The following is a 26,646-nucleotide window of genomic DNA, read 5'->3' on the forward strand; positions in this document are numbered from 1 at the left end:
GTTCCGCCGTGGGCGCCGACCGACGACGCGTCGCAGCGGCTGGCCCGCGGGATCGAGGGCCGGCTGGAGGCCCGGCGCGAGATCCGCGAGGTGATGAGCGCCCAGGCATATACGGATGCTGGCACCACTCCCTCCGAAAGCTTCCGTTTCCTCGCCGCCCCCACGGACGTGAACTGGGGCGGCAACGCCCACGGCGGGATCGTGCTGCGCTGGATTGACGAGGTGGCCAGGGCCTGCGCCATGGGATGGTGCGGTGCCGACGCCGTGGCGGTCTACTCCGGCGGCATCCACTTCCTAAACCCCGTCCACATCGGCGACCTGGTTGAACTCTCCGCCCGGATGATTCACACCGGTCCGCACTCCATGCACATCGCCGTCCACGTCCGGGCACGGGACCCGCGCGGCGGCGACTGGCGGGACACCACGCAGTGCATGACCGTCTTCGTTACCCGGGACGAGGCCGGGCACGCCGCCAAGGTTCCGCAACTCGTGCTGCGCTCCGACGAGGATCGGCGGCTGGCCGCCCACGCCCAGGACCTGGTCCGGCGGCGCGCGGCACTTCCCCCGCTGGAGTTCGGCGTCGAGCGGACCTACTGACCCCCGCTTCCCGGCACAGGGTGCGGAAGCGCCGGAGCACGCACAGGTTGGACGTTCCACTTCACGGGCAGGTGCGGCAGGGGTCCGCCGCCCCTTCCCGCGCGCCGTGGAAGGCGCAAGAATGAACGCGGCACGGAACGCGCCGCATCCACTACGGAAGGCAGACCCATGGCACTGGACCTGAACCCCTACCTGCAGTTCACCGGCAACGCCGCGGAGGCGATCGAGTTCTATCACTCCGTGTTCGGCGGCGAGCTGAGCAAAATGACCTACGCCGAGGGAATGGGCGACGAGAGCCCCGAGACCGGCGGGAAAATCATGCACTCGTCCGTGACCGTGGACCGCGGCTTCCTGCTGATGGCGTCGGACGTGCCGCCCGAGATGCAGGCCTCCCCGAACGGCTACATCTGTGTCAGCTCCAGCGGCGAAGACCCGGGCGAGGACGACAAGCTGCGCAGCTACTGGGAGGGCCTGAGCGACGGAGCAACCGTCAACCAGCCGCTTGAAAAGGCCCCGTGGGGCGACTACTTCGGGCAGCTCACGGACAAGTTCGGTGTGAACTGGATGGTCAACATCACGGCTCCGGAGAACGCCGGATCAGGCCAGTAGCCGCCGAGGCAGAACGGGGACCACATGGCCATAACGGAGTTCGACCGCTACCCGCTGACCTTCGGCCCCAGCCCGGTTCACCACCTGCCGCGGCTGAGCAAGCATTTGGGCGGCGCGCAGATCTGGGCCAAGCGGGAGGACGTGAATTCCGGCCTGGCCTACGGCGGCAACAAGACCCGCAAGCTCGAGTACATCGTCCCGGACATCCTCGCCGAGGGCGCGGATACCATCGTGTCCATCGGCGGCTTCCAGTCCAACCACACCCGGCAGGTAGCAGCGGTGGCCGCGACACTCGGCCTCAAGGCGCTGCTGGTGCAGGAGAACTGGGTGGACTGGCCGGACCCGCTCACCGACCGGGTAGGCAACATCCTGCTCTCCCGGCTGATGGGGGCGGACGTCCGGCTCGACCCCGCCGGCTTCGACATCGGCATCCGCGACTCCTGGCAGAACGCCATCGCCGAGGTCGAGGCTGCCGGCGGCAAGCCCTATCCCATCCCGGCCGGCGCCTCCGAGCACAGGCTCGGCGGGCTGGGTTTCGCCAATTGGGCCTATGAGGTGCAGCAGCAGGAAAAGGACCTCGGCGTCTTCTTCGACACCATCGTGGTCTGCACCGTCACCGGCTCCACCCACGCCGGGATGATCGCCGGGTTCGCCGCCCTGCAGGACGCCGGCGGCCGGGCGCGCCGCGTGCTCGGCATCGACGCCTCCGCCACCCTGTCCAAGACCCGCGACCAGGTCGGCCGCATTGCCCGCAACACGGCGCAGCTGATCGGGCTCGAGCGGGACCTGCACGACGACGAGATCTCGGTGCTCGAGGGCTGGGCTGGCGACCTCTACGGCATCCCGGTCGAATCCACGCTGGAAGCCATGCGGCTGAGCGCCTCGCTCGAAGCCATGATCACGGACCCGGTCTACGAAGGAAAATCCATGGCCGCCCTGATCGACCTGGTCAGCAGCAAGGAGATCCCGGCCGAGAGCACTGTGCTCTACGCACACCTCGGCGGCCAGCCGGCCCTCAACGCCTACAGCGGCCTTTTCCGGAGCTAGGAAACTACGACGGCGGTGCTCGCCCGAGCGCCGCCGTTCAGTTGAGCCCGGGGCTGGCAGCGGATGGTCAGCGGGTTAGCTGGAGCACGCTGATGTACAGAATGGTCACGGCAACCGCGGCCAGCAGTTGCCACCAGATGACGTGTTTCCGGACGGCTGGCCGCCGATGCACTTCGTGCTGGTATTCAACGGCATCGAGGGCAAGGCCGATAAGGACGGCACCGCCGAGGTTCATCCAAAACCCGTTGCCCGCGATATTGAAAAGCGTGATGAACAGAAAAATGAAGGCAATCCCGAGCAGATCGCGGAAGACTTTGCCGCCGCTGGAAAACTTCCACTCCAAGTAGCTTTTCGGCTTTTGCTGCGTTTCTGGGACGGTTTGATCGTGGGTTGTCATGCATTTCCTCCGGGCTTAGTCTGCCGTCATTGTGCCATGACCGCGGATTAAGTCGAAGTTTGGGCCAGCTTCACGATCCACTCGGGTGTCTGGTGCCCTTGTTTCTTGTCCGTCACCACGCGGAGCTTGGCTGCCTGGATCCTGACACTGTCCTGTTGTGGGGAGTCAGCGGCTCTGGGAAAGGCCGGAACAGCCTCCACGTCCTCAAGCGCCGTGACCTGCTGAGCCAAACCGTCGTTCGAGGCGACCTGAAGAATCCGCGCTTCTTCCTCGCCGGCCAGATGGCTTTCGGCGAGCAACGCCAACACCCCAAGCCCCACCACCTTGCGGTCCAGGCTGGGGGACATGGACGCATCCAGCGCCCACTCCGCCCTCGCCCACCACTGCGCCCGGCGGTCTGCCTCGGCCTGCGTCCGCATGCTGCGCCAGCCGATAAAGGCGGCGATAAGGGCAGCCAACAGGATGGCCAGCGGACCGAGAGAGGCGAGAACGTCCCACCCGTCCGGGGCGTCGTTGCGGACCACAACCTCGACCGGATCTGGAGCTTGCAGCGCGATCATGGCTCCAACCTAGGGCATGCATCGGTTGATGTGGCATAGGACATTGGTCAGCAGAAGTGGCGGCTGCACCTTTTCTCAAAGACTGGGATGATCAGGCCATGACTAAGTCATCGATGATCATTCCTTCAGATCTTGCCCGTGCGGCCCGCGCACTAACCCAGGTTTCGTCCAAGGTGATCGGCAAGGCATCCGGCCTGGACAAAAAACAGGTGCGCGACTTCGAAAAGGGCAACCAGGCCCTGACCCCGGAGCAGAACTGGCAATTGCGCCGTGCCTTAGAACAGTTCGGCGTCGTCTTCATCGAAGACGACGATCACGGCGGCTACGGAGTGCGTCGGAAGTTCAACGCTTCCAAGATCGCGCGCTTGGAAACATGGGAAGGCGAAGGCGGCACGGCTCACGAGGACAATATTTAGGTTAGTCGCCGGCTGTAAAACGGCATTGGTCGAACGCAGTTCATTCCCTGACCGTGTGCGGCACTCATGGGTAGAGCCCCACATCGAGTTTTAGCCCGAGCTCCGTTTCCGGCTGACCAAGCATTTCTGATGCCGTCAGGAGAACGCCGGGTGTAGCTCCAAAACGTGGAGCCGCACCCGGCGTATTAGTTTGCCCTCGCATGGGCGCAACTGGTAGCTCTGAGTGCGCTCGCGCGATGTGTTATGCCGCTGAGGTTATCCGTTAGCCGCGGGTGGGCGCGGCAGCTCCCAGACCTGCGCAAATTCGTCCGCAACCAAGGGCCAGACCTTCAGGAGACCCTCCTCAACCGAGTCGATGCCATCGGCCAAGGGCTCATAGACGACGAATTCGTGTGGAATCACTCTGCCGGATACATCCTTACGCTCCCAAGGATCTGGGAAACGCAGCGCCACCTTTTCGCCGACGCGGTGGCAGACTTCCGAATCATCCCCGATACGCGAAAAGACGGCGTCGTATTCCGGGAGCGGATCGTCGAATCCTCCGTAACGGCGAAACCGGAATCCCCAGGTTTTCCCACGAGTGGCCCAGATGAGCCTCATCTAGAGCTCCTGAGAAGGGTTTGCTCCTTTTCGCCCTTGTCCAAGTCCATTCGGAAGCCCGTCAACGTTGCTGTCACGAAGTCTCGCTTAGCCAATGCTTCGGAGTTGACCTCCCTGAGTTTGTCCCCGGCCAGTTTGGCCGCATCGTTGATGAGATCTGGACCAACAAGGTTCAGCAGAAGGCTTATTGGACCGGCGGGCTTAACCTTGCTTCCGACTAGGGCGGCGGCTAAAGCTCCGGCACCGCCTAACAGATTTTCGACCACTTTCCCAGGTATTTGCTTCAGCTGGGCCCACCGGACGTGTCGCTCGAATGGGAGCACGGCGGCCAGCGGCAGGATCAGCTCAACACCGACTCGTTTGGCCACCTGAATCGTGTCTGCGTCGAACTTCGCTGACGAGAGCAGGACGAAGTCTTCACCCACGGACAGCGCATCTTGGCCTTCCACAAAGCCAGCGATGACCTCACGCAGGTCTTCCATTTCATCGCTGGCCTTCTCTATGAGGACATCTCTGAACTTATAGACGTCCAGATCCGGCAGCAAATCGGACTTCGACAGCGCCATAATCCAGATACGAGGGAAGTCGACGAGAGGCCTACCGTCCTCAAGCACATCATCTTTGAGTGACAACAGTCCGTTGCGGAATTTGGTGAATAACGACTTGAGGTACCGTTCCTCCTCTCCGGAGTTGTCCAGCAACCGCTGACCGTCCACTAGCAAGAGAGCAACATCAGAACCCAACAAATTCTTGAAAGTGTCGACTCTGCGCTGGGCCTCCTCTGGCCCGCTCACGTCCTCCTCGAACCATTCCCCTGGGTAGTCGTGCCAGACAAGACGCAGTGCATCGAACGGCTTAGCCTTCATCGCCTTGGCATTAGCCCCATCTTTCAGCTTGACCGAGAAGGAGTAGGACGTGGCGGCGAAACGGGTGGTCATGGGCAGCCGTGCTGAATTCTTCATGCCAAGGTAGTTTTGGTGCAGACGATTGCCTTGGCCTGTACTGTCAGCCACCACTCGGAACAGGCTCTTCTGGAGATGATGAGGCTCCTGGGTGGCCCCGTAAAAGGAGGAGACCATCACGGTCTTGCCGCTGCCGCTTTCGCCAAACACTGCAATGTGTTGCTCTAGCGCTCTCTTTAGTTGCATACGGGGAGCTTACGCGATCCGGTCGTGCACCTAGCACGCCACCGTACCGGCTAGCCGGTCGGCGTGTTCTCTCTGCACAGCATGGGTTTGAACACTGGGGTTGCGATACAGGGAGAGTCATCAGCGGAAGGGGGTCAGCCGCTCATGCGGATTAGTGCCTGAGCAAGGGCAGCCTCGAAACCGCCGGAATTCTTGTGCGGAGCTGTGGCCTCTCCGCTTGGCCCGTGATCACACCCCTGGATGGGCTCGAACTCCACGCAGAATATGCAACGAAAGACGCCGGGTGCGGCTCTGTAGATAGAGCCGCACCCGACCCTTTTCATTCACTGTGCTTCCGCAGGACCGCCGGCCCGCCCGACCATCGGGCTGCTTGTGGCGAAAGATGCGTGGACCGGGCGGCCCTGCGGAAAGTTTTTGGTGCCGGCGGCTGACCGGGGGCTGGCTAGTGGACCCCGGCCCGCCGCCGGACGAATGGTGGCAACTTAGGCCGCAGCAACCACCTTCGCCGGCGACTTCTCCAGCAGGTAGTTCTGGTACGCCGGGATGGTCAGGAAGGCCGGGAACTCTTCGCCGAGGGCACACTCTTCGAAGATTTCGCGGGCGTCGTCGAACCGATCGCCGTCGAACCGCGGCAGGCCGGCGAACTCTTCCTCCAGCAGTTCGCGGACCCATTCGCGGGTGATGATCTCGCCGTCGTCGGTCACTGCGTGGGCGTGGATCCACTGCCAGATCTGCGAGCGGGAGATCTCCGCCGTCGCGGCGTCCTCCATCAGGTTGTGGATGGCCACCGCGCCGTTGCCGCGCAACCAGGACTCGATGTACTGGATGCCGACTTCCAGGTTGGTGCGGATGCCGGTCTCGGTGATTGAGCCTTCGGTGCCTGCGATGTTCAGGAGGGCACCGTCGTCGGGCGTGACATCCTCGCGCTGACGGTCCAGTTGGTTGGGCCGCTCACCGAGCACCGAATCAAACACCTCGCGGCAGACCGGCACCAGGTCCGGGTGCGCCACCCAGGAACCGTCGAACCCGTCGGAGGCCTCGCGGGTCTTGTCCGCGTGCACCTTCTCCATGGCGATGGCGTTGGCCTCCGGGTCGCGGCGGCTGGGGATGAACGCGGCCATCCCGCCGATGGCCATGGCGCCGCGGCGGTGGCAAGCGCGGACCAGCTGCTCGGTGTAGGAGCGCATGAACGGTGCCGTCATGGTCACCTGCGTCCTGTCCGGCAGCACGAACCGCGGGCCGCGGGCCCGGAAGTTCTTGATCACCGAGAAGATGTAGTCCCAGCGGCCGGCGTTCAGCCCGGAGGCGTGCTCGCGCAGCTCGTACAGGATCTCCTCCATCTCGAACGCGGCCGTGATGGTCTCGATCAGCACGGTGGCGCGGATGGTGCCCTGTGGGATACCCAGCAGGTCCTGCGCCAGGATGAACACGTCGTTCCACAGCCGGGCTTCCAGGTGCGATTCGATCTTCGGCAGGTAGAAGTACGGTCCGCGGCCCTGGGCGATCAGCCGCTGGGCGTTGTGGAAGAAGTACAGGCCGAAGTCCACGATGCCGCCGGCCACCGGTTCGCCGCCGATCAGCATGTGCTTCTCCGGCAGGTGCCAGCCGCGCGGCCGCACCACGATGGTGGGCAGGTCGGTCAGCGTCTGGCCGGTCAGCTTGTATTCCTTGCCGGTGTCGGAGACGAAGTCGATCCGCCGCTCCAGCACGTCGGTCAGGTTCAGCTGCCCGTTGACCACGTTGGACCAGCTGGGCGTGGAGGAGTCCTCCATGTCCGCCAGCCACACCTTGGCGCCGGAGTTCAGCGCGTTGATGGTCATCTTCTTCTCCACCGGCCCGGTGATCTCCACCCGGCGGTCCTCCAGCCCGGGTGCCGGGGGAGCGACCTTCCACGAAGAATCCTCGCGGATGTGCCGGGTGCCGGGCAGGAACTTCGGGTCGTGGCCGCGGGCGATCGAGCGCCGCCGGTTCTCCCGCTGGACCAGCAGCTCGCGCCGTCGGGCCGCGGTGGCCTGGTGCAGCCTGGCCACGAACTCCAGCGCCTGCGGCGTCAGCACTTCCTCCTGCCGGCACACGGCCGGGCCCGTCAACGTAATCCCGTTCAAGGTAATCGGATCGTTCATCGCTCATTCACTCCTCAAGAAAACTTTTGTAAGTACGACGCCGGCGCCCCGCCTGGGTGCCAAAGGTGACCTTCGGATCTGAGGTGCGGAGCCGGGACCCGGAAAGCGGCTAATAGCTTTCGTAAGGCCGTCCGCGGCCGTCGGAAGGTCGTGCCGCGGCGGGTCCCGGCGCAGCGCCGGGGTGCGCCCCGTCGTCGTTAGTGGAACTGGCCCTCTTCGGTGGAGCCGACCAGGGCCAAGGTGCTGCCGTTGGGGTTGAGGGCAGTGGAGATGGTGTCGAAGTAGCCGGTGCCCACTTCGCGCTGGTGCTTGGTTGCGGTGTAGCCGCGGTCTTCGGCGCCGAATTCGCGCTCCTGCAGGTCCACGTAGGCGCTCATCCCGTTGCGGGCGTAGCCGTGGGCCAGGTCGAACATCGAGTAGTTCAGGGCGTGGAAGCCGGCCAGGGTGATGAACTGGAAGGTGAAGCCCATCGCCCCGAGCTCGCGCTGGAACTTCGCGATGGTCGCGTCGTCCAGGTGCTTCTTCCAGTTGAAGGACGGCGAGCAGTTGTAGGAGAGCATCTGGTCCGGGAACTCGGCCTTGACCGCCTCGGCGAACTTGCGGGCCAGCTCCAGGTCGGGGGTGCCGGTCTCCATCCAGATCAGGTCCGAGTACGGGGCGTAGGCCTTGGCCCGGGCGATGCACGGCTCGATCCCGTTGCGGACCTTGTAGAAGCCCTCGGGGGTGCGCTCGCCGGTGATGAACTCGGCGTCGCGCTCGTCCACGTCGGAGGTGAGCAGCGTGGCGGCCTCGGCGTCGGTCCGGGCTATGATCACGCTCGGCGTGCCGGCGACGTCGGCGGCCAGCCGGGCCGCGTTCAGGGTGCGGATGTGCTGGCCGGTGGGGATCAGCACCTTGCCGCCCAGGTGGCCGCACTTCTTCTCACTGGCCAGCTGGTCCTCCCAGTGCACGCCCGAGGCGCCGGCGGCGATCATGGACTTCATCAGCTCGTAGGCGTTCAGCGGGCCGCCGAAGCCGGCCTCGGCGTCGGCCACGATCGGCACCATCCAGTCCTCGACGGTCTGGATGCCCTCGGAGAACTCGATCTGGTCGGCCCGCATCAGCGCGTTGTTGATCCTGCGGACCACCTGCGGCACCGAGTTCGCGGGGTACAGCGACTGGTCCGGGTAGGTGTGGCCGGAGAGGTTGGCGTCGGCGGCCACCTGCCAGCCGGAGAGGTAGATGGCGCGCAGCCCGGCCTTGACCTGCTGCACCGCCTGATTCCCGGTCAGCGCGCCGAGCGCGTTGGTGTAGCAACCTTCGGCGGCCTCCTCGGTGAGCTGCTTCCACAGCTTCTGGGCGCCGCGCTTGGCCAGCGTGTGCTCTTCCTGGACCCGGCCGCGGAGGCGGATGACATCCGCTGCGGTGTAGTCGCGAGTGATGCCCTCCCAGCGGGAATCGGCGGCCCACTCGAGCTCCAGTGCCTTGGCCGCTTCCTCAGCGTTCATCGGGGCCGGCTCAAATGATGCAGTCATTGCTGTCTCCTGTTCGGTGTCGGGTCCGGCAGGTTCCGATCCTCGGTGATCGGTCCGGGCCAAATCCTTCGTGAAACCGACTATTCCGCACTCTGCAACACCCAAACCAGAGAATGTGCTGGAAAAATTTGCAGTTCTTCTCGTATTCTCAAGAAATGACAACCACCAGCTGGAATCGTCCCTCCAAGCACGACGGCGGTGCCTCCGCCGAGCCCGAGATCGACGTCATCAGCCTGGGCCGGCGGGTGCGGCACCTCCGCAAGGCCCAGGGCATGACGCTGGACGATCTAGGTGCGGCCGTCGGCGCCGCGCCGTCGCAGCTCTCGCTGATCGAGAACGGCAAGCGCGAACCCAAGCTCGGCATGCTCCAGGCCCTCGGCAAGGCCCTGGGTGTGGGCATCGACCAGCTGCTCGGCGCCGAGCCGCCCAGCCGCCGGGCCGCGCTGGAAATCGAGCTGGAACGCTACCAGCGCGGACCGCTTTACGAGTCGCTCGGACTGCCCAAAGTCCGCGTCAGCTCGCGGCTTTCCTTGGACGTGCTGGAGTCATTGGTCGGGCTGCAGCACGAGCTGGAGCGCCGGCTGGACGAACAGGCCGCCACCCCCGAAGAAGCGCGCCGCGCGAATACTGAACTGCGGGCAGAAATGCGCGCTAGGAACAACCACTACGAGGATATCGAGGCCCAGGCCCAGGAGCTGCTCAAGGCGGTCGGTTTCAAGGGCGGTCCGTTGTCCCACCACGTGGCTGCGGACATCGCCGAGCACCTCGGTTTCAGCCTGCAGTACGTTAGCGACCTGCCGCATTCGACCCGGTCCGTGACGGATTTGAAGAACAGCAGAATTTACCTGACCCAGGGACACCGCTCTGAACACGACCCCCGGTCAGTGCTGCTGCAGGCCGTGGGCCACTACGTCCTGGGGCACCAGACGCCCACCGACTACGCTGACTTCCTCCGTCAACGTGTCTACACCAACTACTTCGCCGCCGCGCTGCTGATGCCCGAGCACGCCACCGTGGACTTCCTGCAGAAGGCCAAGGCGGCCAAGGAACTGGCCATCGAGGACCTGCGCGACGCCTTCAGTGTTTCCTACGAGACCGCGGCCCACCGCTTCACCAACCTGGCCACCCACCACCTGGGGATTACCTGCCACTTCCAGAAGGTGCACGTCTCCGGCATCATCCACAAGGCCTACGAAAACGACGGGGTGAACTTCCCCGCCGACCACACAGGCGCCATCGAGGGCCAGCCCGTCTGCCGCAACTGGACCTCACGGGCAGTGTTCGATGTGCCGGACAAGTTCCGTGCCTTCAACCAGTACACGGACACCAAAGCCGGCACGTTCTGGTGCACCGCGATCACCGAGCGGCACTCGTCGGGGGAGTACTCGCTGAGCATCGGCATCCCGTACAAGGAGGTGAAGTGGTTCCGCGGCCGCGACACCACCGAACGCTCCGTCTCCAACTGCCCCGACGAATCCTGCTGCCGCCGCCCACCCGCCGACCTCGCCGCCCAATGGGCCGGCCACGCTTGGCCCAGCGCCCGCGCCAACTCCCACCTCCTCGCAGCCCTCCCGCCCGGCGCCTTCCCCGGCGTCGACGAGACCGAGGTGTATGCGTTCCTCCAAGCGCACGGGACGGTAGTTTCTGGTGCGGGCAGCTTAAACAAAACTGTCCCTCGCACGTGGTAGCGTTCGAACCACAACGATGTTGGGGCCGACGTTGGAAGGGAAATGTAAGCATGGAAGGCGTCTGGCTTGCCGAATCCCAGTAATCTCGGCACATTTAGCTTTGCGCCGCGGCGCGCTCCACATACAGTCGCCGCCGAGAAGACAGGCGTGCCAAGCGTCGAACGAACGCTCAGTGTACAATATAGTATATTGCACTATTTGACCTCTGGACTGGGAGTCAAACATCTAGCTAATTTATCTTGTAGAGGTGAAATGGCTGCGGTAAGGAGGTGTGCCGACAATGACAAAAATTGTTGAAGGAAACAACGGAGCTACTCTTGATCGCGTGCCTTGGCAAAAGGTTAAGGAACTCCGCGATGACGCTGAGCTTCACGCAGCTGAGGTCCACGAGGAACATTGGCCTGTTGACCTTGAAAATATGCCTGTAGATGCCACCGTCGTGGCTGAGCGCCTTGGCGCAAATGTGTTTTGGGCCGACTTGGACGATGAAGAGTTAGACGGGTTCATTTACATGCCACGAGCCCGCACCCCAGAAATCACCATCAATGAGAATAGCTCGCTAGTCCGCCGGCGCTTCACTACTGCGCACGAAACAGGCCACTTGGTGTACGCGCGTGAAATCAAGCCGCCAGCTACGACTGGATTCGTTGATGGCGATACGACCCTAGGCGATGGCGCCTTGAGCGATGAGGTTAGAAACCGTGACCAAGAGGCACGGCAGGGAACTTCAGAAGAAGAAATCTATGCGAATGCTTTTGCTGCAGCGCTGCTAATGCCGCGCAAGTTGGTTATGCAACTGCGGGAAGCGGGAAAATCTGTCCAGCAAATGGCCAGAATTTTTCGCGTGTCAGAAGTGGCGATGGGCTATAGACTGAAGAATCTCGGCTTCGACCCTGTTCGACAATGACCGATTCCGCACTTTCGACTAAAGGAGAGGCTGACGGCACGGACGATGCCGAGCGCCTCCAACAGAAAACCAGATCCGCGGGACGAGTGAGAGACGTCAAGGATGATTTAGGGTCCAAGGCAGAGGGCTCTGAAGGCACACCCGGTATCCAGATGTTCCAATCAGTCCGGGGTATCGCACCTTTCCTCGGGCTTGCTTCGATGTATGCGAATGCTTTGCATTCGCGTGGAAAGTCTTCGGACAGTCGCTTGGGTTCGTTTCTCACCGCTCATCCCTGGTTGTTTCGTCTATCGTTCACCTTGGATCTGCTGCTACAACTGGCGTTGGTCCTCGTTATTATGTATGTCTTCGTCAACGGTCTCGCACCGGGCATCTTGGATGCGATGTTCCCTTGGAGAGTCGACGAGACGACAACGACTTGATCGACCAGACCTTCAGCAAGGACAATCTAGGGGACTGCCAAGGGGATTCCTTCCCGCTTTGACCCGTCCTGCTCGTACCTGCGTGTCCTGGGGATAATGCCGTTCTCTTCTTGGGAAGGGCAGCGCTTATGCCACGGACTACCTCGTAGAAGAGACCAACCGGGCGCCCCTGCTGCGACTCCCTGCACAAAGCGTTCGATGACCACTCGCTCCTAGCGTAAATGGAGATCCTCGAGGACGAGCGGCAGACCGCACCCGCCTTCTGGCGACGAGCCAAGGCCTGGTTTAACGGGCCGGGATCGAAATGTACGGCTCTTAACCGACGACGGCTCCTGCTGCAGTTCCGCGCCGAAGCCCCGGCGGAAAGGAATAATTTCACAACCGCACCCTGCTGCAGGAATGGGACTACAAACTTACCTACGGTTTGCGACCGGTGCACGCCTTGCCTTTCGCCGAGTGGTGCACAGCTACAACCGCGGCCACCATTCGCTTAAGGGGCGGCCACCGACCAGCCGCGTACCCAACCTCTGGGGTCGATAAATTTAGCCAACGTCAGCTAGCTAAGAAGCGCCCATCAACTCGATCGCCAACGGACCGCCTGCCGCTGAATTATAGTGCACAACCCGTCATACAGTCTCAACGAGTTGCATGAGCTCGCTATAGTCGGTGACGACGTCGTACCTGACGCTCTGGTCCTGCTTCTCGTTGAGCGTTGCAAAGAACTTGCGGGCACACTCGATCTTCGCGTCTTCGACACCCCTTAGTTGAAGCGTAGAAAGTGAACCCTTGGTCTCGGCGACGAAGTAGACGTGCTTGACTGTTCCTTCGGTAAAGGCGATGGCCCAGTCAGGGTTGTAGTCCCCCACGGGAGTCGGGATGAAGAACCCGCGCGGCAACTTCGCGTAAACGGCAACTTCCTTGCTCGTGTCGAGTTCGTTGACGAAGTCTTGCTCGATCTTGGAATCGGTGACGACGTAGTCATATATGTGCTTGTTCAGTATCTGTCCGGCGTTCGTCAGGTCCTGCTTGGTCTGGTTCTCCGTGAAGATCGCCGAGTCGAAGCGTTCTTGGAGAGAATCATAGGCCAGGTGCTCAACGACTACGGTTGCCTTCTGCTCATTGATCAAACGGGCCGTTTCAGTAATGAACTGTTCAGGATTCCGCCGGTACTTCGCGAAGGTCGCCGGCGTGAGCCCCCTGAGGATGGCAGACGCAGTGCGTCGGGTAAGTTGGGTTTTCCCTGTAATCTCCCCGAGCAGATCGTACTTGATTTGGGAGCCGGCCGACACAGTCTCGGTGTGGGTAGCGGTGCTGGCCTTATGGAATCCTGCCCCGCTGGCGAGGTCGTCGGCCTCCAGAGAGTCCAGTTGCCTTCCTGTCTGTACGACATACTGCATGGCGGCGACGTTGAGGTGCTTGTCGACAGCCTGAATGGACTTGCCGATCAGCTCGGCCGAATTGAACTCCACTTGATAGACGGTCCTATGGTTGATTTTCCCCCAGAGGGACTGGAACTCCTTCTTGGCGAAGTTCGCCTCGTTGAGAGGAATTCGCTTTGGCTTGCGGTCGTTCGCAGGCAGGGGGACATCGACGTAGAGTGCGTCCACCAGCGGCCAGACGAAGTCGATGATGCTCTTCAGCGGCTCGGACGTGGGTTCGGCCAAGGTGCCGAATTTTTTGGCTTCCTTGTAGGCCTCCGAGACGGTGTCGTCGTCGTTTAGATAATCGTTCTTGACTAGGTACTTGTACAGGGCCTGGGCCTGGGCTTCCCCAATGACGCTCGCACCCGACTCGGTGCGGATCGTCTTGCCGGCGAAGAACTTGACGCTGGCCTTGCGTGGGCGTGCCGCCAAAGACTCGGACATCTCCTTCTGCAAGCCAGCGACGAAGTCGGTGTAGGACTCATCGGTAACAACGGTCAGCTCGTTGATATCGTGGACCGTGGCCGGGTTGTCCATGCGCTCACCGTGCTGGTTTACCGCCAAACGCAGGCCGCGACCGATCTCTTGGCGCCGGGAAACGGTGTTGTCACTCTTCTTGAGCATACCCATGACGAAGACGTTGGGGTTGTCCCATCCTTCACGCAGGGCAGAATGTGAGAACAAGAAGCGAACCGGTTCTGCGAAGGATAGCAGCCGTTCCTTGTCCTTCAGGATCAGGTCATAAGCATCCACATCCGATGCCTGCCCGGCATCTTCGCCGCGTTTGGTGACGGTCGGATCGACCTGCCGCGTGGTCTTCTTGTCGATCGAGAAGTAGCCCTCGTGAACTTCACGCACGACATCGCGCTGGAGATACTTCTGGTAGGCCACTGTGGCGTCGTCCAATTCCAGTTCACCGAGGATCTCCTCGACGATCGCCGTGTACTCCTCCTCGAAGTAGCGCGCGTAGTCGCCGAGGGTGTCCTCGCGTTCGTAGTCGCGGTACTTTGCAACCTCGTCGATGAAGAACAGCGACAGCACCTTTATGCCCTGACTGAAGAGCTCCCTCTCCTTGTCGATGTGGGCGCGAATGACCTCACGGATCTGGATCCGCCGCTTGGTTTCTTCAGTGACGTCACGGTCAGCGAGCTGCCCGGCAATCACGACGTCGCCGCTGCTCAGCTCGATCACATCGCGATTCGCATCGATATCAGTAACGAACAAACCTTTGTAGGCCTCGATGCCGCCGGAAATGTCGTGCAGATTGGAGCCCACATTGAGGCGTTTGACCTGCCGCTTAATCGGCCCGCCCTTTGTCTGGACTTCGATCTCGACCCGGGCGCGCGGCGCGGCGCCCTTGGCGATCTCGATCGCGTCCAAGTAAAGGTAGGCCGTCGAGCCAGCGAGGCCTTTCACGGTGATGCCACGCACCGCGATCTTCTTAACCAACTTCTGGTTGTATGCGTCCAGTGCGTCGAGACGGTGCACTTTGGTGTGCTCGACTTTGTGGGTGGCGGAGTAACGCAGCATCATGAGGGCGTTGAACTCTGCGAGCGCCTTCAGCGACTTGTCGGCGCCGAGCTTCTGGGGCTCGTCGATGACTACGATCGGGCGGTTGGCCCTGATGACGTCGATTGGCTTCCGCGACTGGAAGTCATCGAGGACGTCGTAGATACGGCGCTGGTCCTTGCCCGTTGCATTGAATGCCTGGATGTTGATGATCATGACCTGTACGCCCGCGTCCGAGCTGAACCGCTCGAGCTCGTGAAGCTGGGAGGAGTTGTAAATGAAGGAGCGTGGCTTAGTGCCGTAGGCCTGCTGGAAGTGCTCGGCGGTGACGTCGAAGGACTTCCTGACGCCCTCACGAATCGCGACTGATGGCACGACGATTATGAACTTGCTCCAGCCGTACCGCTTGTTCAGCTCCATGATCGTCTTTATGTAGACGTATGTCTTGCCCGTACCTGTCTCCATCTCAACATCAAGATTGGGCGCCCCGGGAGCGGCCCTGCTGTCCTTTACCTCAGTCGATAGCGGCAGGTTGCGGGAGCGTTGCACTTCCTGGATGTTCTCCAGCAACTGCTTCGGGCTCAGGGCGATCTCGGTGTTACGTAGGCCCGAGTCCGGAGTCGTGTCCGTTTCGAACAGCACCGGAGCGGCAGTCCGCTTCAACTTGCCCGGGTCGATTCGGTAGGAGACACCATCTTGCTTAGGCTGCCCGGCGAACACCTCGACGACAGCTTCGACTGCGTCGGTTTGGTACGGCTGAACCTTGAACTGGAGTTTCATCGCGTCAAATCGCCTTCACGTCGGTGGTTGGTGAGATCTCGCGGAAGACCTGCTCAGCATTGATTCGCGCAGCGTCAGACGCAAACCCAGAGTCCCGAAACACCGCACGGAGCGGCTCACGCTTCGCGATCGCACGAATGAGCTCCGGGCTCACCTCGGTGTCGAAACAGGCGATGAGCGCATCTTCCTCCACGACGAACACCTCGCGCTCCTCGATCTTCTCCACGCAAATCGGCATTGTCAGCTCCAATCCCGCATCGAGGAGTACCTGGAACAGTAGATCCGCACCTGTGCGACCAGGCTTCACGCTGTCCTCCAGCACCCCCAACGCGCGCTGGTCGGTCTCATCAGGCGTAAAAAGTACGTCTGCCATATTGGTCGAATCGACTTTCAGTACACGGAAGCCGACATCACCGTTCCAGCTGTTCACCTTTCGATCCGCCAGTAAACGCTGACCGGCGAGCGTGACTCTGATCTTGGTGAGTTCGGGGATGGTGAGCGGCTTACCACGCTGCCGGAGATACTTAATAGCGTTCGCGATGGTGGTCTTCGCTGAGCCGGTCGCGGTCTTAAAATTGTTTTCCAGATCCTCCGGAAGCTGCACGAGCAGGACGGGGCAGTTCAGCCCGGTGCGTGCGGACATCTCGAACGCCGCCTCCGCGGTGCTGCCCGATCCTGCGAAGAAATCCATGATGATGCCACCCTTGCCTCCGAGCACATATTCGAACAAGCGTGACAGCTCGAAGTGATCCTTAGGGTTATTGAACACCTGGAGACCCATCAGGCTGCGCAGGTGTCGAACTGCCACCTGGGACTGTTTGTAGAAGTAGCTGCCCCGAACCTGCGTCGCGAGTTCTACTTCGCCCAATTCCTCGTCTTCGGACGCGTCTGTCTCCCCAGTTACCGGCCGTAGGTGAGACTTGCGGAATGGGGGCTCGGCGTGGTCGTCTCGGAAGACGATCAAGCCTAGATCGATGCGACGCTGCATTTCAGCGGGATCCCCATAACGCCAACCTGCCTCTGGCACTTTGCAGGGAAGTCCGGTCTTTGGGTGGATCACGTCGTAGCGAGGTCCTCCACCCCCGGGCCACGAGATGTTGTCATCGCGCCAAGGGCCGTTCGCATCCACATGCCGAAAGCGCGCCCACTTCTTCGACGGGTGAGATTTGGGCAGATCAGCAAACCACTTAGTGAGTTCCTGCTCGATGGCGACATCATCGGGACCGTGGACGTCTCGCAGTCGCACGTACTCATCCCAGATTTCCCGCGCTCCCGGCTTTTCCTCACGCCAAACGGTGCCGAGATCGCGGAGATACGACTTCGACTTGGCGTAGACGAGCACATACTCGTGGCCGTTCGAGAAGAATTTGGCGTCGTTCTTCCGACCTTTCTCCCAGACGAGTTGAGACACGAAGTTCCGCTCGCCGAAAACCTCGTCAGCTAAGCGCCGAAGCGAGGCCTGTTCTGCGTCATCGATGCTGATGAGAATGACGCCGTCTTCGGCGAGCAGTGTCTTCGCCAGCCGAAGACGAGGGTAGATCATGCTCAGCCAATCCGAGTGGAAGCGACCGTTAGTCTCAGTGTTAGCGACCAGACGTTCCCCGGCCTCGCTTATCTGGCTCGACCGCTCCAAGTATTCGGCCGTCGTCTCCGCGAAATCGTCCTGATATACGAGATCGTTGCCTGTGTTGTAGGGCGGGTCAATGTAGATGAGCTTAATTTTGCCGAGGTAGGACTCTTGGAGCAGCTTGAGGGCATCCAGGTTGTCGCCCTCGATGAACAGATTCTTCGTTGTGTCGAACTCGACTGAATCCTCGGGTACCGGGCGGAGTGCCTTCGCGATTGGCGCGTTTGCCGCGAATCGCGCTTCACGCTTTCCGGGCCAGTCGAGCTGGTATCGCTCCTGCGGACCCTCGATGACGTGGCCGGACAGTTCCTGACGCAGGAGATCGAAGTCGATCTCATGCGTCAGGTTGCCGGCCTCGTCGAGGGACTCTGCCATAACGCCGGGGAACATTGCTGCGATTTTTCCGATGTTGGCCGCTGTCACGTCGGGGGACGTCATGCGTAATTTCTCCACCGTGTTCCTCAGTTCTTTTTGCCCGTAATGGGGCTGGGGGTCAGGCTCGTGAGATCCACGAGCGTGGCGTGCTTTGTCTTCAGGGCGCGGCGCAACTCCACCTTTCGGTTGAGTTGCGGTTCGTTCCGGATCTTTCGCTCCAACGCGGAGATCTCGCGTCGGAGCGATTGCACTGTCTCTAGTCTGGCAAAGATCTGTGACAATTCTTCACCTGGATGCGACATGACCGGCGTGAGCGGCGCCAGAAGTGCGGTGTAGAGGCCGGCTAGGTGGATCGCGGTCGGCAGTGGCTGGCGCTCGGAGCCGTTGTGGTGCCATCCAGTGGTGAAGTAGGCGCTGACCTTGGTCGTACCGGTGCCGAGTTGCTTGTGAGCCGCGACCATTCGGGAATGTCGGGAGAGTTTGTCGCCGTTGCTGATTTCGAAGATGATGGGTGTCTGCACCGCCTTGTCGATGGCGGCAAGTACCGGATCGCTGATGTCTTCTTCCTTGGCTTCGATCTGGAACACTTGGACTTCTGGCACCGTGGGGCTGCTCGGCAGATTGACGGTCGACTCGGCAAGCTTGTAAGCCCAAATGATGCGATGCACCTCGGAAACGAACCTTTCCCGAACGACCGTCGAAATCTGGCCGTGCTCATAGAACTTCGCCTTTGGAATTAACTGTCCGAAATGGGCTGTCTGGGGCCAGCGGTATAGAGGCACGTCGACGGGCTCAACCACCGGAGGGCACTCCTTGTCCGGGGTCGACGACTGCAAGGAACGCGATTAGCTCGAAGTCGTCGAGACCTATGATCGTCTGAGTCAGGGCGGTCGTGGGGCCGGTGGTAAAGAGGCTGTCAATGTCGCGTTCTTCGTTGATATCGATCATGGAAAGGATGGCGGCTGTAAGCAGACCGGAATACTTGCCCATCTCGGCGCCCTCACCGGTCGCGGCGTTGAAGATACGCGTGACCTCGGTGACGGGTTCATCGTGAGACCGACATGCGGCGCGTACGAGGTCGAGCAGGTGCTTAGCCTCGGTGTGGTCGGCAACCACGTTGCCGTCGTCGTCAAGGTAAACGAGGTAGTGCGGGTGGAGTCGGTTACCTCGGTTGATCGTCTCGTCCGCATTAAGGTTGCGGAGCGCGAAGATAACACCCGGTCGCAGGCCCTTTGCCGAGTCTGCGGGCACGACGGCGTGCAGGCCCCTTGGGGCCGCGGCAAGGTCTCCGTGTTCTTTGAGGTATCCGAGCAGGTCCATGCGGAAGTCATTTAGGCCGAGGTCCGTGATCGAAACGCCCGTGCGGACGTCCTCCAGTTCGATAACCTCGTCCTGGAGCTTGCGCAACTGCTCCTTTCGAAACGCAGCTTCGCTGCTCTCGAGCGTCAGGACGTTGTCGTCGGCGGTGCCGGCGAGGTCGGCGATCACCATGCGGTTCTCGACCCGTTCCTTTAGGTTGATGTATTCGTCGAGTGAGATGTTCGGCCAGAAGTTAACTAATTGGATGCGCGCGTTGGTCGATCCGATCCGGTCGACGCGGCCGAATCGCTGGATGATTCGCACCGGATTCCAGTGAATGTCGTAGTTGACCAGATAATCGCAGTCCTGAAGGTTCTGGCCTTCGCTTATTACGTCGGTGGCGATCAGGATGTCCAGTTCGCCGGTCTCTTTGGGCATTGTCAAGTGCCGCTGCTTTGATCTTGGGGAGAACAGCGTGAGCACCTGTTGGAAGTCATAGCCAGTCCCGACCGTTGTCTTTGCCCCGTGTCCACCACCCGTGACCAGCGCGGTCTCCAATCCTGCCGCAGCCATGGCCGGTGCGAGTTCGCGATAAAGGTATTCGGCGGTGTCGGCGAAGGCGGAGAAGACGAGCGCCTTACGGTTGCCCTCGTTTATGGGGTTTGCGGCCTTTTCCTCGATGAGGCGCTTCAGGGCTTGGAGCTTGGCGTCATGGTCAGGACTGACCTTGCGCATCTCCTCGAGCAGTTCCCGCAGCGTCGCCAGATCGTTCCACATGTCCCGCCGCCACGACTCCAAGTCGATGTCGTCGAGGTTGATCTTGATCTTCTCCCCGAAAGACAACGCTTCAACGTTTGTCACCTCCTCGTCGTCGAGTCCGGCGAAGTCCACGTCAATGTCGGTGAGTGAGACCACAGGCGAGGCGAGGCGCCGGATGGTACGGTCGATGGCACCTTCGATCTTGGTGAGAGTCAGCCGAAACGCCTCCACCGAACTCTCGAGCCGCTTGAGAAGGTTAACGGTCATAAGCTTCTTGAGCCCCTGCTCGCGGCCGCCCTGTCCGAGGTTGGATCGCGCGGTGCCGCCCTTGACGTTGTAGAGGTCTTCATACTTTCCGAGCCGGCTGGGGAACACATATGCCAGCGGGGTGTAGACGGCCAGGGTTAGCTTTTGGAGCTGCTCGAAGATCTCGTTGAAGGATGGCACGATGGGCAGGTCGGTCAGGGGCTCGCGGATAGATTTCGGAGTCAGCCGTTCCGGAAAGGCCCCGATTTCGGACATGTCGTAAAACGCTTGTATGTGTTTCCTGGAGCGGGCGATGGTGACTGCATCGAGGAGCTCGAAGAAGTCAAAGTCGAGCATCTTCAGGATCTGGTCCGTGGTCCGGGCTTCGGGTGGAAGTTTCGACCAGTTGTTGAAGACCCGCTGCGCGTCGCTGAACACCTTTTCGATCGTGGTGGAGATTTTGAGGCGCTTGGCTAAGTTCTCCGACTCACCCTCGTATGCGAGTTGGAGCTGGTTCTTCAGGTCATTGAACCTATTGTTCACTGGAGTCGCTGAGAGCATGAGGACCTTGGTCTTCACACCTTCCCGGATCACCTGGCGCATCAAGCGCTGGTAACGGGATTCCTTCTCTTCGGCGTAATCGGCGTTACGGAAGTTGTGCGACTCGTCGATCACCACCAGATCGTAGTTGCCCCAGTTCACCCGGTCGAGCCGCAGCCCCATTGACTCTCCCCTCGTGCGGGAGAGGTCTGTGTGCGCGAGCACATCGTAGCTAAAGCGGTCACTTGCGAAGATGTTGGTGGTCAGGTTCGCGTTGTAGTTGGTCCAGTTCTCCGAGAGCTTCTTTGGAGCCAAGACGAGCACGGATTTGTTACGCAGCTCGTAGTACTTGATCACTGCGAGGGCAGTGAAAGTCTTACCAAGGCCGACGCTGTCCGCAAGTATGCAGCCGTTGTAGCTCTCTAGCTTGTTAATGATCCCCGTGGCTGCATCGCGCTGAAAGTTGTAGAGGCTCTGCCAGATTTGGGTTTCCTGATAGCCAGTACGGTCGTTCGGCAACACGTCCTCACCGAGGTCGTCGAGAAACTCTGCGAACAGGTTGTACAGAACCAGGAAATAAACACGAGCGGGGGCGTTCTCGGCGTACACTCCCGCAAGGTGGTCATATACCGCTTCGGTGACGTCGTTGAGTTGATCGGGGTTGTTCCAGATCTGTTCGAAAAGCTGGAGGTACTGCGAGGTCATCGGCGCCTCGTCGATGCGGTGCACCATGTTGGACACTGCGTCGCCACGTTCGTAGCCGAGGTCTGCAGTTGTGAAGCCCTGCAGCGGCAAGTAAGCGGCCTTGTCGTCCACGACGGCGAACTGCTGCATAGGGTTTCCAGTCGCATTTGACCGGAAGGTGACCTTGCGGCGCACCCAGTCGGCGCATTCCTTCGCGATTGCGCGTTGGGTGAGCTTGTTCCTTAGCCGGACCTCAAACTCGGAGCCGTAGAGGTCTGATTCAGCTCGACCATTGGCGGGGATGAAGAACTCGCGCCGCTCTTTGCGGAGTTTGCCGGTGGCCTGCGTGGTTAGGAAAGACGGCGAAGTGAAAACGAACTCAAGCTCGTCGACCTGCTCCAGCTCCTTACGAAGGGCCTCGAACGCAAAGATCGAGAATGTCGACGCGGCGATCCGAACCTTGGAGCCGGGCTTGATCTCCGATTTCAGATCGTCACCGAGAAGCTCGTTGACGTTATCGATGATGCGCATTCGGCTTCCCGCTACCCTTGGCGACTTTGTGACGTCAGGCGCTCCAGTGTCGGCTTGGACCCAGCAATATATCCGGTTGTCTCGCAGATATCAGGCACAGCATAACCCCCCAACTTAGACGACAGAACACAACAAACGAATTCAATCCTATCCGCTGCGGTACTTAGAAAGCATCGCAGATGCCGATCTTCCTCGGGCATCTACATCGGGTCCTTCACCATTAAATCGGGATCACCCGCCAATCTTCCTTCACCGGAGGGGCCTGCCCGGCGGTTGCTGAACTCCACGCTCTGGTGCCAGTCTCACAATAATTTCCGAGCCCCTAGGAGCTCCACCTCGGCCGAAAACACTCACCACCAGCATGTCAGATACGACCAATATTGACGCTTAGCGACGAAAAGCGGTGCCCTGCCGGTTTCAGCCCAGGTGCGAAATCGGTGCGGGGAAACGTAACCCACGACGGCTACGGACCCTTCGGGCGCAGGTCATCGGATCAAAGGTGGCGAATTTGCTGGAGGCACCAAAATCGCCCCTCTGTGCCGGGCGCGGCGAAAGAACACGCTGATTCCAGGTCACATCGAAATGCGATAGACAGGACAAATGACAATGCTCGAGTTACGCGTCCCAGCCGTCCTTGCCACACGCCTAGCTGGAGAAGTTCCCTCTCAGAAGGCATTTGGCTGGAACCGCGATAAGTGGATTCCTGTCGTCAGGGATGTTCCGGACTCGGAGGCAGCCCTACAAACTCTTCCCGACGAGCTGGACAGAGAAGTTGTCCGTGAGGTCGTTCAGGGGAACCTTGCACGTGACCGAGTGCTAGGTGCCATTGTCCCCGTCCTGATCTGGGGTGGTCCAGGGGGCTACGGACCCTTCCGGGCGCGCAAGATCCTGACCGGTGTGGGGACGCGAGCTAACATTCACGCACCAGTTGACGAGACAATTCGGGACCTGCTCATCGAAGGATCAAAGACTGTTCGGCAGTCAGGCGCCGCTGAAGGTTTCCGATTCATGAATAACGAGGGCAAGATCAAGTACCTTGGAGGCGCATTCTTCACGAAATGGCTAGCGTTTACGTCCATGGAAAATTCGGTCGACGGTGCAGAAGTCGCTCCGATATTGGACAAACGAGTTCGCGATTGGATATCAAAAAACACAGAAGACAACAAACGAGTCATCCTCTCCACCGCTTCAAGCCACGACTATCGTCGGTATCTAGAATTGCTCGATATCTGGGGGGCCCCGTATGGGCGGACATGTGCCCAAGTCGAGCTCGCTATTTTTGACCTAACCCGCGACCGACCTGCGGAGTGAGTACGTCGTCGAATCTCGGACGAGGATCAAACGAGGGGGGGGAGGAATCTAACGCCCACCGTTGTTATGCCGTACTTCTGCTTCACTTGTATTGGGGGACTAGAGTTAAGCGAGGAACTCCTTTGCTCTCTTTGTCTGCAACCGTCCCTTTTGGCAACGCCTTCACCCCCTTGGCCGCGAAGTGAATGGGCAAGTTGGAGTCGGGCGACCGCGGAATGCCGGAGAGTGCGAAGCGAGCGAGGACATGCAGTAGAAGCCGCCGGCCGAGACCTGCCAAGAGAAGTCGCCCATGATGAAGGCGGTTCAACACCTGTTTTCTCCAGCAATGCGTTCGGCAACCCATGGAGAGACGTTGAACGGAACACAAGGCAGTGGGCGGTCCCACCCAGGCGAAGAAGAAGGGTGCAGCTGCTGACTTGTAGCTGTCCATCATGAGGGATTTTTCGTTGTGGGCATGTAGATCGGCACGGGGCAGTTGCTGTCAAAGCGAAGTACGAACTGTCGATGCCGACGGAAGAACATGAAGCTATCGCTGAAATCCTGTCCACTTGTGAAGACCCTATTCCCGATGAAGGCGGATCGGTTTGGACCGAAGTTGTATTCGACGACGACGACGTTGTTGTTGTTAGAAAATGAAGGGAAAGTACGTAGTCCTTGCTCCAGCACCCGCTCCTGAACTACAACCGGCTCAGGAGCCGGGCCGTCCGTATGTGTACTACTCCAATTGTTCTGCTGTCCGGACAGCAGGCGGTGCCCCTGTTTTCCTCGGAGGGTCGGGTTATGGAAAGCACCTGGGACAGGGACGGCGATGGCGTCGGCTGGGAAAAGCGCGGCGCTCCGGGAGGTTTGCTCAGGGGGTGGTCATGAAATCCGCCGGGCGTAATCCTCCTTAACAACTTCGAGGTGGAGCCAGGAGTCGGTGCGGCTGACAGCGGGGAGGCTGCGGATTTCTTCGAGTTGGGCGAGGAGGTCGCGGGGGGACTGGGCGGCGAGGGTGGCGATGGCGTCGAAGCGGCCGACGGTCTGGGCGACGAACTCCACGTGCGATGAGCTGCGCAGGAGTTCGAGGACGGCGTCGTTGTCGCCGGAGAGGTTCAGTCCGACGCCCATGGAGAGCTGCCGGCCGCCGGCGCCGCGGGATTCCACGGCGCTGATCCGGATGATCCGGGCGTCCAGCAGCCGCTGCACGCGGGAGCGGACGGCGGTGGGCGTGAGCCCCACGGCTGCGGCGAGATCCCGGTAGCTGGTCCGGCCGTCCTTCTGCAGGATCTCGATGAGCTGGGTGTCTACGTGGTCGATGGTGACCTCGCCGGCGTACTGCGAGAGGAAAAAGCCCTTGACCAGCCGGGTGTAGACCAGCGTGTCGATGTAGGCGACGTCTGGATGTTCGCGCAGCCGGGTGAGCACGGCGTGCAGTTCGTCGTGGGTGGCCACGCGGATCTCGGCGATCAGGTCGTGGGTACCGCCGATGGCCGAGACCAGCACCGCTTCCGGCCAATCGGCCAGCAGCTTGGTGATATTTCGGACCGGCCCGGACGCCACCACCGAGACGTGCGCGATCACGTGCTGGCCGAGGAACGCCGGATCCACCGCGGCCACTACCCGGACAGTGTGGGTGTCCAGCAGCTCCCGCAGCCGGGCCGAGACCGTGGCCCGCGGCAGGCCGAGCTCGCGCGCCAATTCCTGGTAGCTGGCCCGGCCCTCCTTTTGAAGGGCGCGGACGAGTTTTGTGTCGATCATTTCGGTGTGGTCCGCCAAAGTTTCCTTAACCTCCCAAGTGAGCGCCGCCGTCGTCAATTATCCAGTGATTCAGCGCATAGTCAAGAGCTTTCGTAAAAACATGCGCGGAACCAGAGCAGAAGTGAATTCAAGGGTCTGTAACGCAACATTTGTGCTCTTGTTGGATTGTGATTTAGGCCCTACAGTCGCAGAGATCACAACGGCACTCATGCCCACACCTTAAGGTGGAAGACCATGTCTCATACTTCAGCAGCCCGGCCGCAGTTCAGCCACGCCCGGGCCCGCCGCGCCGGATTCGCGGCCTTCGTCGGCACCGCCATTGAGTGGTACGACTTCTACATCTACGCCACGGCCGCGGCCCTGGTGTTCGGTCCGCTCTTCTTCCCGGAAGCGGACCGGATGACCGGCATCGCCGCCGCCTTCGCCACCTACGCGGTCGGGTTCTTCATGCGCCCGCTGGGCGGCATCATCTTCGGCCACATCGGCGACAAGTTCGGCCGCCGCCCCTCGCTGGTGATCACGCTGCTGATCATGGGCCTGTCCACCGTGTTCGTGGGCCTGCTGCCCACGCACGAGAACATCGGCGCCTGGGCCGCCGTGCTGCTGGTCCTGCTGCGCGCGCTGCAGGGCCTGGCCGTGGGTGGCGAGTGGGGCGGCGCCGTACTGATGGCGGTGGAGCACGCGCCGGAGAAGCACAAGACCTTTTACGGCGGCTTCGCGCAGCTGGGCAACCCAGCCGGCGCGCTGGGCGCCACCCTGATTTTCGCCTACCTGTCCGGGATCAGCGACACGTTCCTCGTGGACGGCGGCTGGCGCATCCCGTTCCTGCTCTCCGTGGTGCTGATCGGCGTGGGCTTCTGGGTCCGCTACCGTGTGGAGGAATCCCCGGTGTTCGAGGAGAAGGTCGAAGGCAAGGTGCAGACCCTGCCGCTGAAGCACGCGCTGGTCACCAACTGGAAGCCGATCCTGATCGGCATCGGCCTGCTGCCCATCTCCACCGGCGGCTACTACCTGGCCACCACCTTCGCCACCGCGTACGGCACCGACCCGTCGGTGGGCCTGGACGAAACCATGATCCTCAACGCGCTGTCCGTGGCCGCCCTGGTCGAGCTCATCTGCACGCTGGGCGTCGCCTGGCTGGGCGACAGGTGGGGCCGCAAGCGGGTCATGTTCGTGGGTCTGGTGGGCTCGATCGTGCTGATCGTCCCGCAGTTCCTGCTGATGTCCACCGGACCGGAATGGCTGATCTTCCTGGCCTTCGCCGCGATGCGCCTGGTCATGACCGCCACCTACGCGCCGACCGCGACCATCCTGTCCCAGCTGTTCCGGGCACAGGCCCGCTACACCAGCATCTCGCTGGCCTACGGGATGGCCAACGCCATCTGGGCCGCCCTCTCCCCGCTGACCGCGACCTTCCTGTACGGGTCCACCGGCAGCATCTGGCCCGTCCTGATCATGTTCGCCGCCATGGGCGTGCTGAGCATCGTCTGCCTGGCGATCGCTCCGCAGCACCGCGACGACGACGAATCCTTGGAAGCTGGCACTGACGCCGACGCCGCACACACGAACAACAGCAACACCAACCTGGAGGCCTTCCGGTGAGGAAACTCAAGACATTCGACGCTCCCGCGACCAGCTTCATCCCACAGCTGATCACGGCCGCCACCATCCACACCATGGATGAGGAGCGCCCGACGGCGGAGGCCATGCTCGTGCACGACGGGCACCTGCTCGCCGTGGGCACCGAGGCACAGTGCCGCGCCGCCGCCGCCGGCCTCGGCCTGCCGGACCCGAAG

21 protein-coding genes and 1 pseudogene are annotated in these 26,646 nt (G+C 61.3%); 11 read left to right on the top strand and 11 right to left on the bottom strand.

All coding sequences use genetic code 11. The features are described 5' to 3' along the window. The 3 genes from AC5RUJ_RS01195 to AC5RUJ_RS01205 form a co-directional block, all read left to right on the top strand. On the top strand, positions 1–597 hold a 597-nt coding region (locus AC5RUJ_RS01195; protein ID WP_494155555.1), incomplete at its 5' end, for an acyl-CoA thioesterase. A gap of 168 nt (positions 598–765) precedes the next feature. Next, positions 766–1,206 (top strand): VOC family protein, encoded by a 441-nt coding sequence (locus tag AC5RUJ_RS01200; RefSeq protein ID WP_494002091.1) that lies wholly within the window; start codon positions 766–768, stop codon positions 1,204–1,206. A 24-nt stretch (positions 1,207–1,230) separates the two neighbouring features. Next, entirely contained in the window at positions 1,231–2,253 is a 1,023-nt protein-coding gene (locus AC5RUJ_RS01205) for a 1-aminocyclopropane-1-carboxylate deaminase (protein ID WP_494127772.1), read from the top strand. A 67-nt stretch (positions 2,254–2,320) separates the two neighbouring features. On the opposite strand, the gene AC5RUJ_RS01210 is transcribed toward AC5RUJ_RS01205, so the two are convergent. Next, a complete protein-coding gene (locus AC5RUJ_RS01210; protein WP_494013229.1) occupies positions 2,321–2,650 on the bottom strand; it encodes a hypothetical protein in 330 nt (109 codons plus the stop codon). Positions 2,651–2,697: 47 nt separating this feature from the next. Continuing rightward, the gene (locus tag AC5RUJ_RS01215) at positions 2,698–3,210 is read right to left on the bottom strand and encodes a hypothetical protein (protein ID WP_494127773.1); all 513 of its coding nucleotides are present in this window, start codon (positions 3,208–3,210) and stop codon (positions 2,698–2,700) included. Positions 3,211–3,308: 98 nt separating this feature from the next. Here AC5RUJ_RS01215 and AC5RUJ_RS01220 point away from each other — a divergent pair, with 98 nt between their 5' ends. Continuing rightward, positions 3,309–3,626 carry an XRE family transcriptional regulator gene (locus AC5RUJ_RS01220; RefSeq protein WP_494127774.1) on the top strand — a complete coding sequence of 106 codons (318 nt, stop codon included), beginning with the start codon at positions 3,309–3,311 and terminating at the stop codon, positions 3,624–3,626. A 255-nt stretch (positions 3,627–3,881) separates the two neighbouring features. On the opposite strand, the gene AC5RUJ_RS01225 is transcribed toward AC5RUJ_RS01220, so the two are convergent. The 4 genes from AC5RUJ_RS01225 to aceA form a co-directional block, all read right to left on the bottom strand. Continuing rightward, positions 3,882–4,226, bottom strand: a complete 345-nt coding sequence (locus AC5RUJ_RS01225) for a hypothetical protein (RefSeq protein ID WP_494127775.1) — start codon at positions 4,224–4,226, stop codon at positions 3,882–3,884. Next, complete coding sequence (locus tag AC5RUJ_RS01230; RefSeq protein WP_494155556.1) at positions 4,223–5,338, bottom strand: ATP/GTP-binding protein; 1,116 nt, start codon at positions 5,336–5,338, stop codon at positions 4,223–4,225. The genes AC5RUJ_RS01225 and AC5RUJ_RS01230 overlap by 4 nt, the downstream gene beginning before the upstream one ends. A 518-nt stretch (positions 5,339–5,856) precedes the next feature. Beyond that, positions 5,857–7,497, bottom strand: coding sequence for a malate synthase A (gene aceB / locus AC5RUJ_RS01235; protein WP_494127777.1), 1,641 nt, complete (start codon positions 7,495–7,497; stop codon positions 5,857–5,859). A 197-nt stretch (positions 7,498–7,694) separates the two neighbouring features. Further along, a complete protein-coding gene (aceA, locus tag AC5RUJ_RS01240; protein WP_494127778.1) occupies positions 7,695–9,011 on the bottom strand; it encodes an isocitrate lyase in 1,317 nt (438 codons plus the stop codon). A gap of 128 nt (positions 9,012–9,139) precedes the next feature. Between aceA and AC5RUJ_RS01245 the strand changes: the two genes are divergently transcribed. From AC5RUJ_RS01245 to AC5RUJ_RS01255, 3 genes are all read left to right on the top strand, one after another. Continuing rightward, on the top strand, positions 9,140–10,699 hold the full coding sequence (locus AC5RUJ_RS01245; protein ID WP_494127779.1) for a helix-turn-helix domain-containing protein: 1,560 nt from the start codon (positions 9,140–9,142) through the stop codon (positions 10,697–10,699). Positions 10,700–10,979: 280 nt separating this feature from the next. Next, positions 10,980–11,606 carry an ImmA/IrrE family metallo-endopeptidase gene (locus AC5RUJ_RS01250; RefSeq protein ID WP_494127780.1) on the top strand — a complete coding sequence of 209 codons (627 nt, stop codon included), beginning with the start codon at positions 10,980–10,982 and terminating at the stop codon, positions 11,604–11,606. Continuing rightward, a complete protein-coding gene (locus tag AC5RUJ_RS01255) occupies positions 11,603–12,028 on the top strand; it encodes a hypothetical protein (protein ID WP_494127781.1) in 426 nt (141 codons plus the stop codon). The genes AC5RUJ_RS01250 and AC5RUJ_RS01255 overlap by 4 nt, the downstream gene beginning before the upstream one ends. Positions 12,029–12,654: 626 nt before the next feature. Here the strand turns inward: AC5RUJ_RS01255 and AC5RUJ_RS01260 are convergent. From AC5RUJ_RS01260 to AC5RUJ_RS01275, 4 genes are read right to left on the bottom strand one after another with little or no spacing between them, the layout of a single operon-like run. Next, a complete protein-coding gene (locus AC5RUJ_RS01260; protein ID WP_494127782.1) occupies positions 12,655–15,738 on the bottom strand; it encodes a type III restriction-modification system endonuclease in 3,084 nt (1,027 codons plus the stop codon). Between the two features lie 4 nt (positions 15,739–15,742). Then, positions 15,743–17,818: a site-specific DNA-methyltransferase gene (locus AC5RUJ_RS01265; protein ID WP_494155557.1), complete on the bottom strand. Its 2,076-nt coding sequence runs from the start codon at positions 17,816–17,818 to the stop codon at positions 15,743–15,745. Positions 17,819–17,826: 8 nt separating this feature from the next. Continuing rightward, positions 17,827–18,540 (bottom strand): DUF4391 domain-containing protein, encoded by a 714-nt coding sequence (locus AC5RUJ_RS01270; RefSeq protein ID WP_494127784.1) that lies wholly within the window; start codon positions 18,538–18,540, stop codon positions 17,827–17,829. Continuing rightward, positions 18,533–21,799, bottom strand: coding sequence for a helicase-related protein (locus AC5RUJ_RS01275; protein ID WP_494127785.1), 3,267 nt, complete (start codon positions 21,797–21,799; stop codon positions 18,533–18,535). Before AC5RUJ_RS01275 ends, AC5RUJ_RS01270 begins: the two co-directional genes overlap by 8 nt. Before the next feature lie 600 nt (positions 21,800–22,399). Here AC5RUJ_RS01275 and AC5RUJ_RS01280 point away from each other — a divergent pair. Further along, a complete protein-coding gene (locus AC5RUJ_RS01280; RefSeq protein ID WP_494127786.1) occupies positions 22,400–23,110 on the top strand; it encodes an 8-oxoguanine DNA glycosylase OGG fold protein in 711 nt (236 codons plus the stop codon). A 504-nt stretch (positions 23,111–23,614) separates the two neighbouring features. After that, entirely contained in the window at positions 23,615–23,746 is a 132-nt protein-coding gene (locus AC5RUJ_RS01285) for a hypothetical protein (RefSeq protein ID WP_494127787.1), read from the top strand. Between the two features lie 225 nt (positions 23,747–23,971). Here the strand turns inward: AC5RUJ_RS01285 and AC5RUJ_RS01290 are convergent, their stop codons facing one another. Further along, on the bottom strand, positions 23,972–24,868 hold the full coding sequence (locus tag AC5RUJ_RS01290) for an Lrp/AsnC family transcriptional regulator (RefSeq protein ID WP_494127788.1): 897 nt from the start codon (positions 24,866–24,868) through the stop codon (positions 23,972–23,974). A 216-nt stretch (positions 24,869–25,084) separates the two neighbouring features. Between AC5RUJ_RS01290 and AC5RUJ_RS01295 the strand changes: the two genes are divergently transcribed. Continuing rightward, complete coding sequence (locus AC5RUJ_RS01295) at positions 25,085–26,452, top strand: MFS transporter (RefSeq protein ID WP_494127789.1); 1,368 nt, start codon at positions 25,085–25,087, stop codon at positions 26,450–26,452. Continuing rightward, positions 26,449–26,646: pseudogene (locus tag AC5RUJ_RS01300) on the top strand (amidohydrolase); the annotation flags it as partial. The gene AC5RUJ_RS01295 and the pseudogene AC5RUJ_RS01300, both read left to right, overlap by 4 nt.

The organism is Arthrobacter sp. Y3223164, from assembly GCF_059091005.1.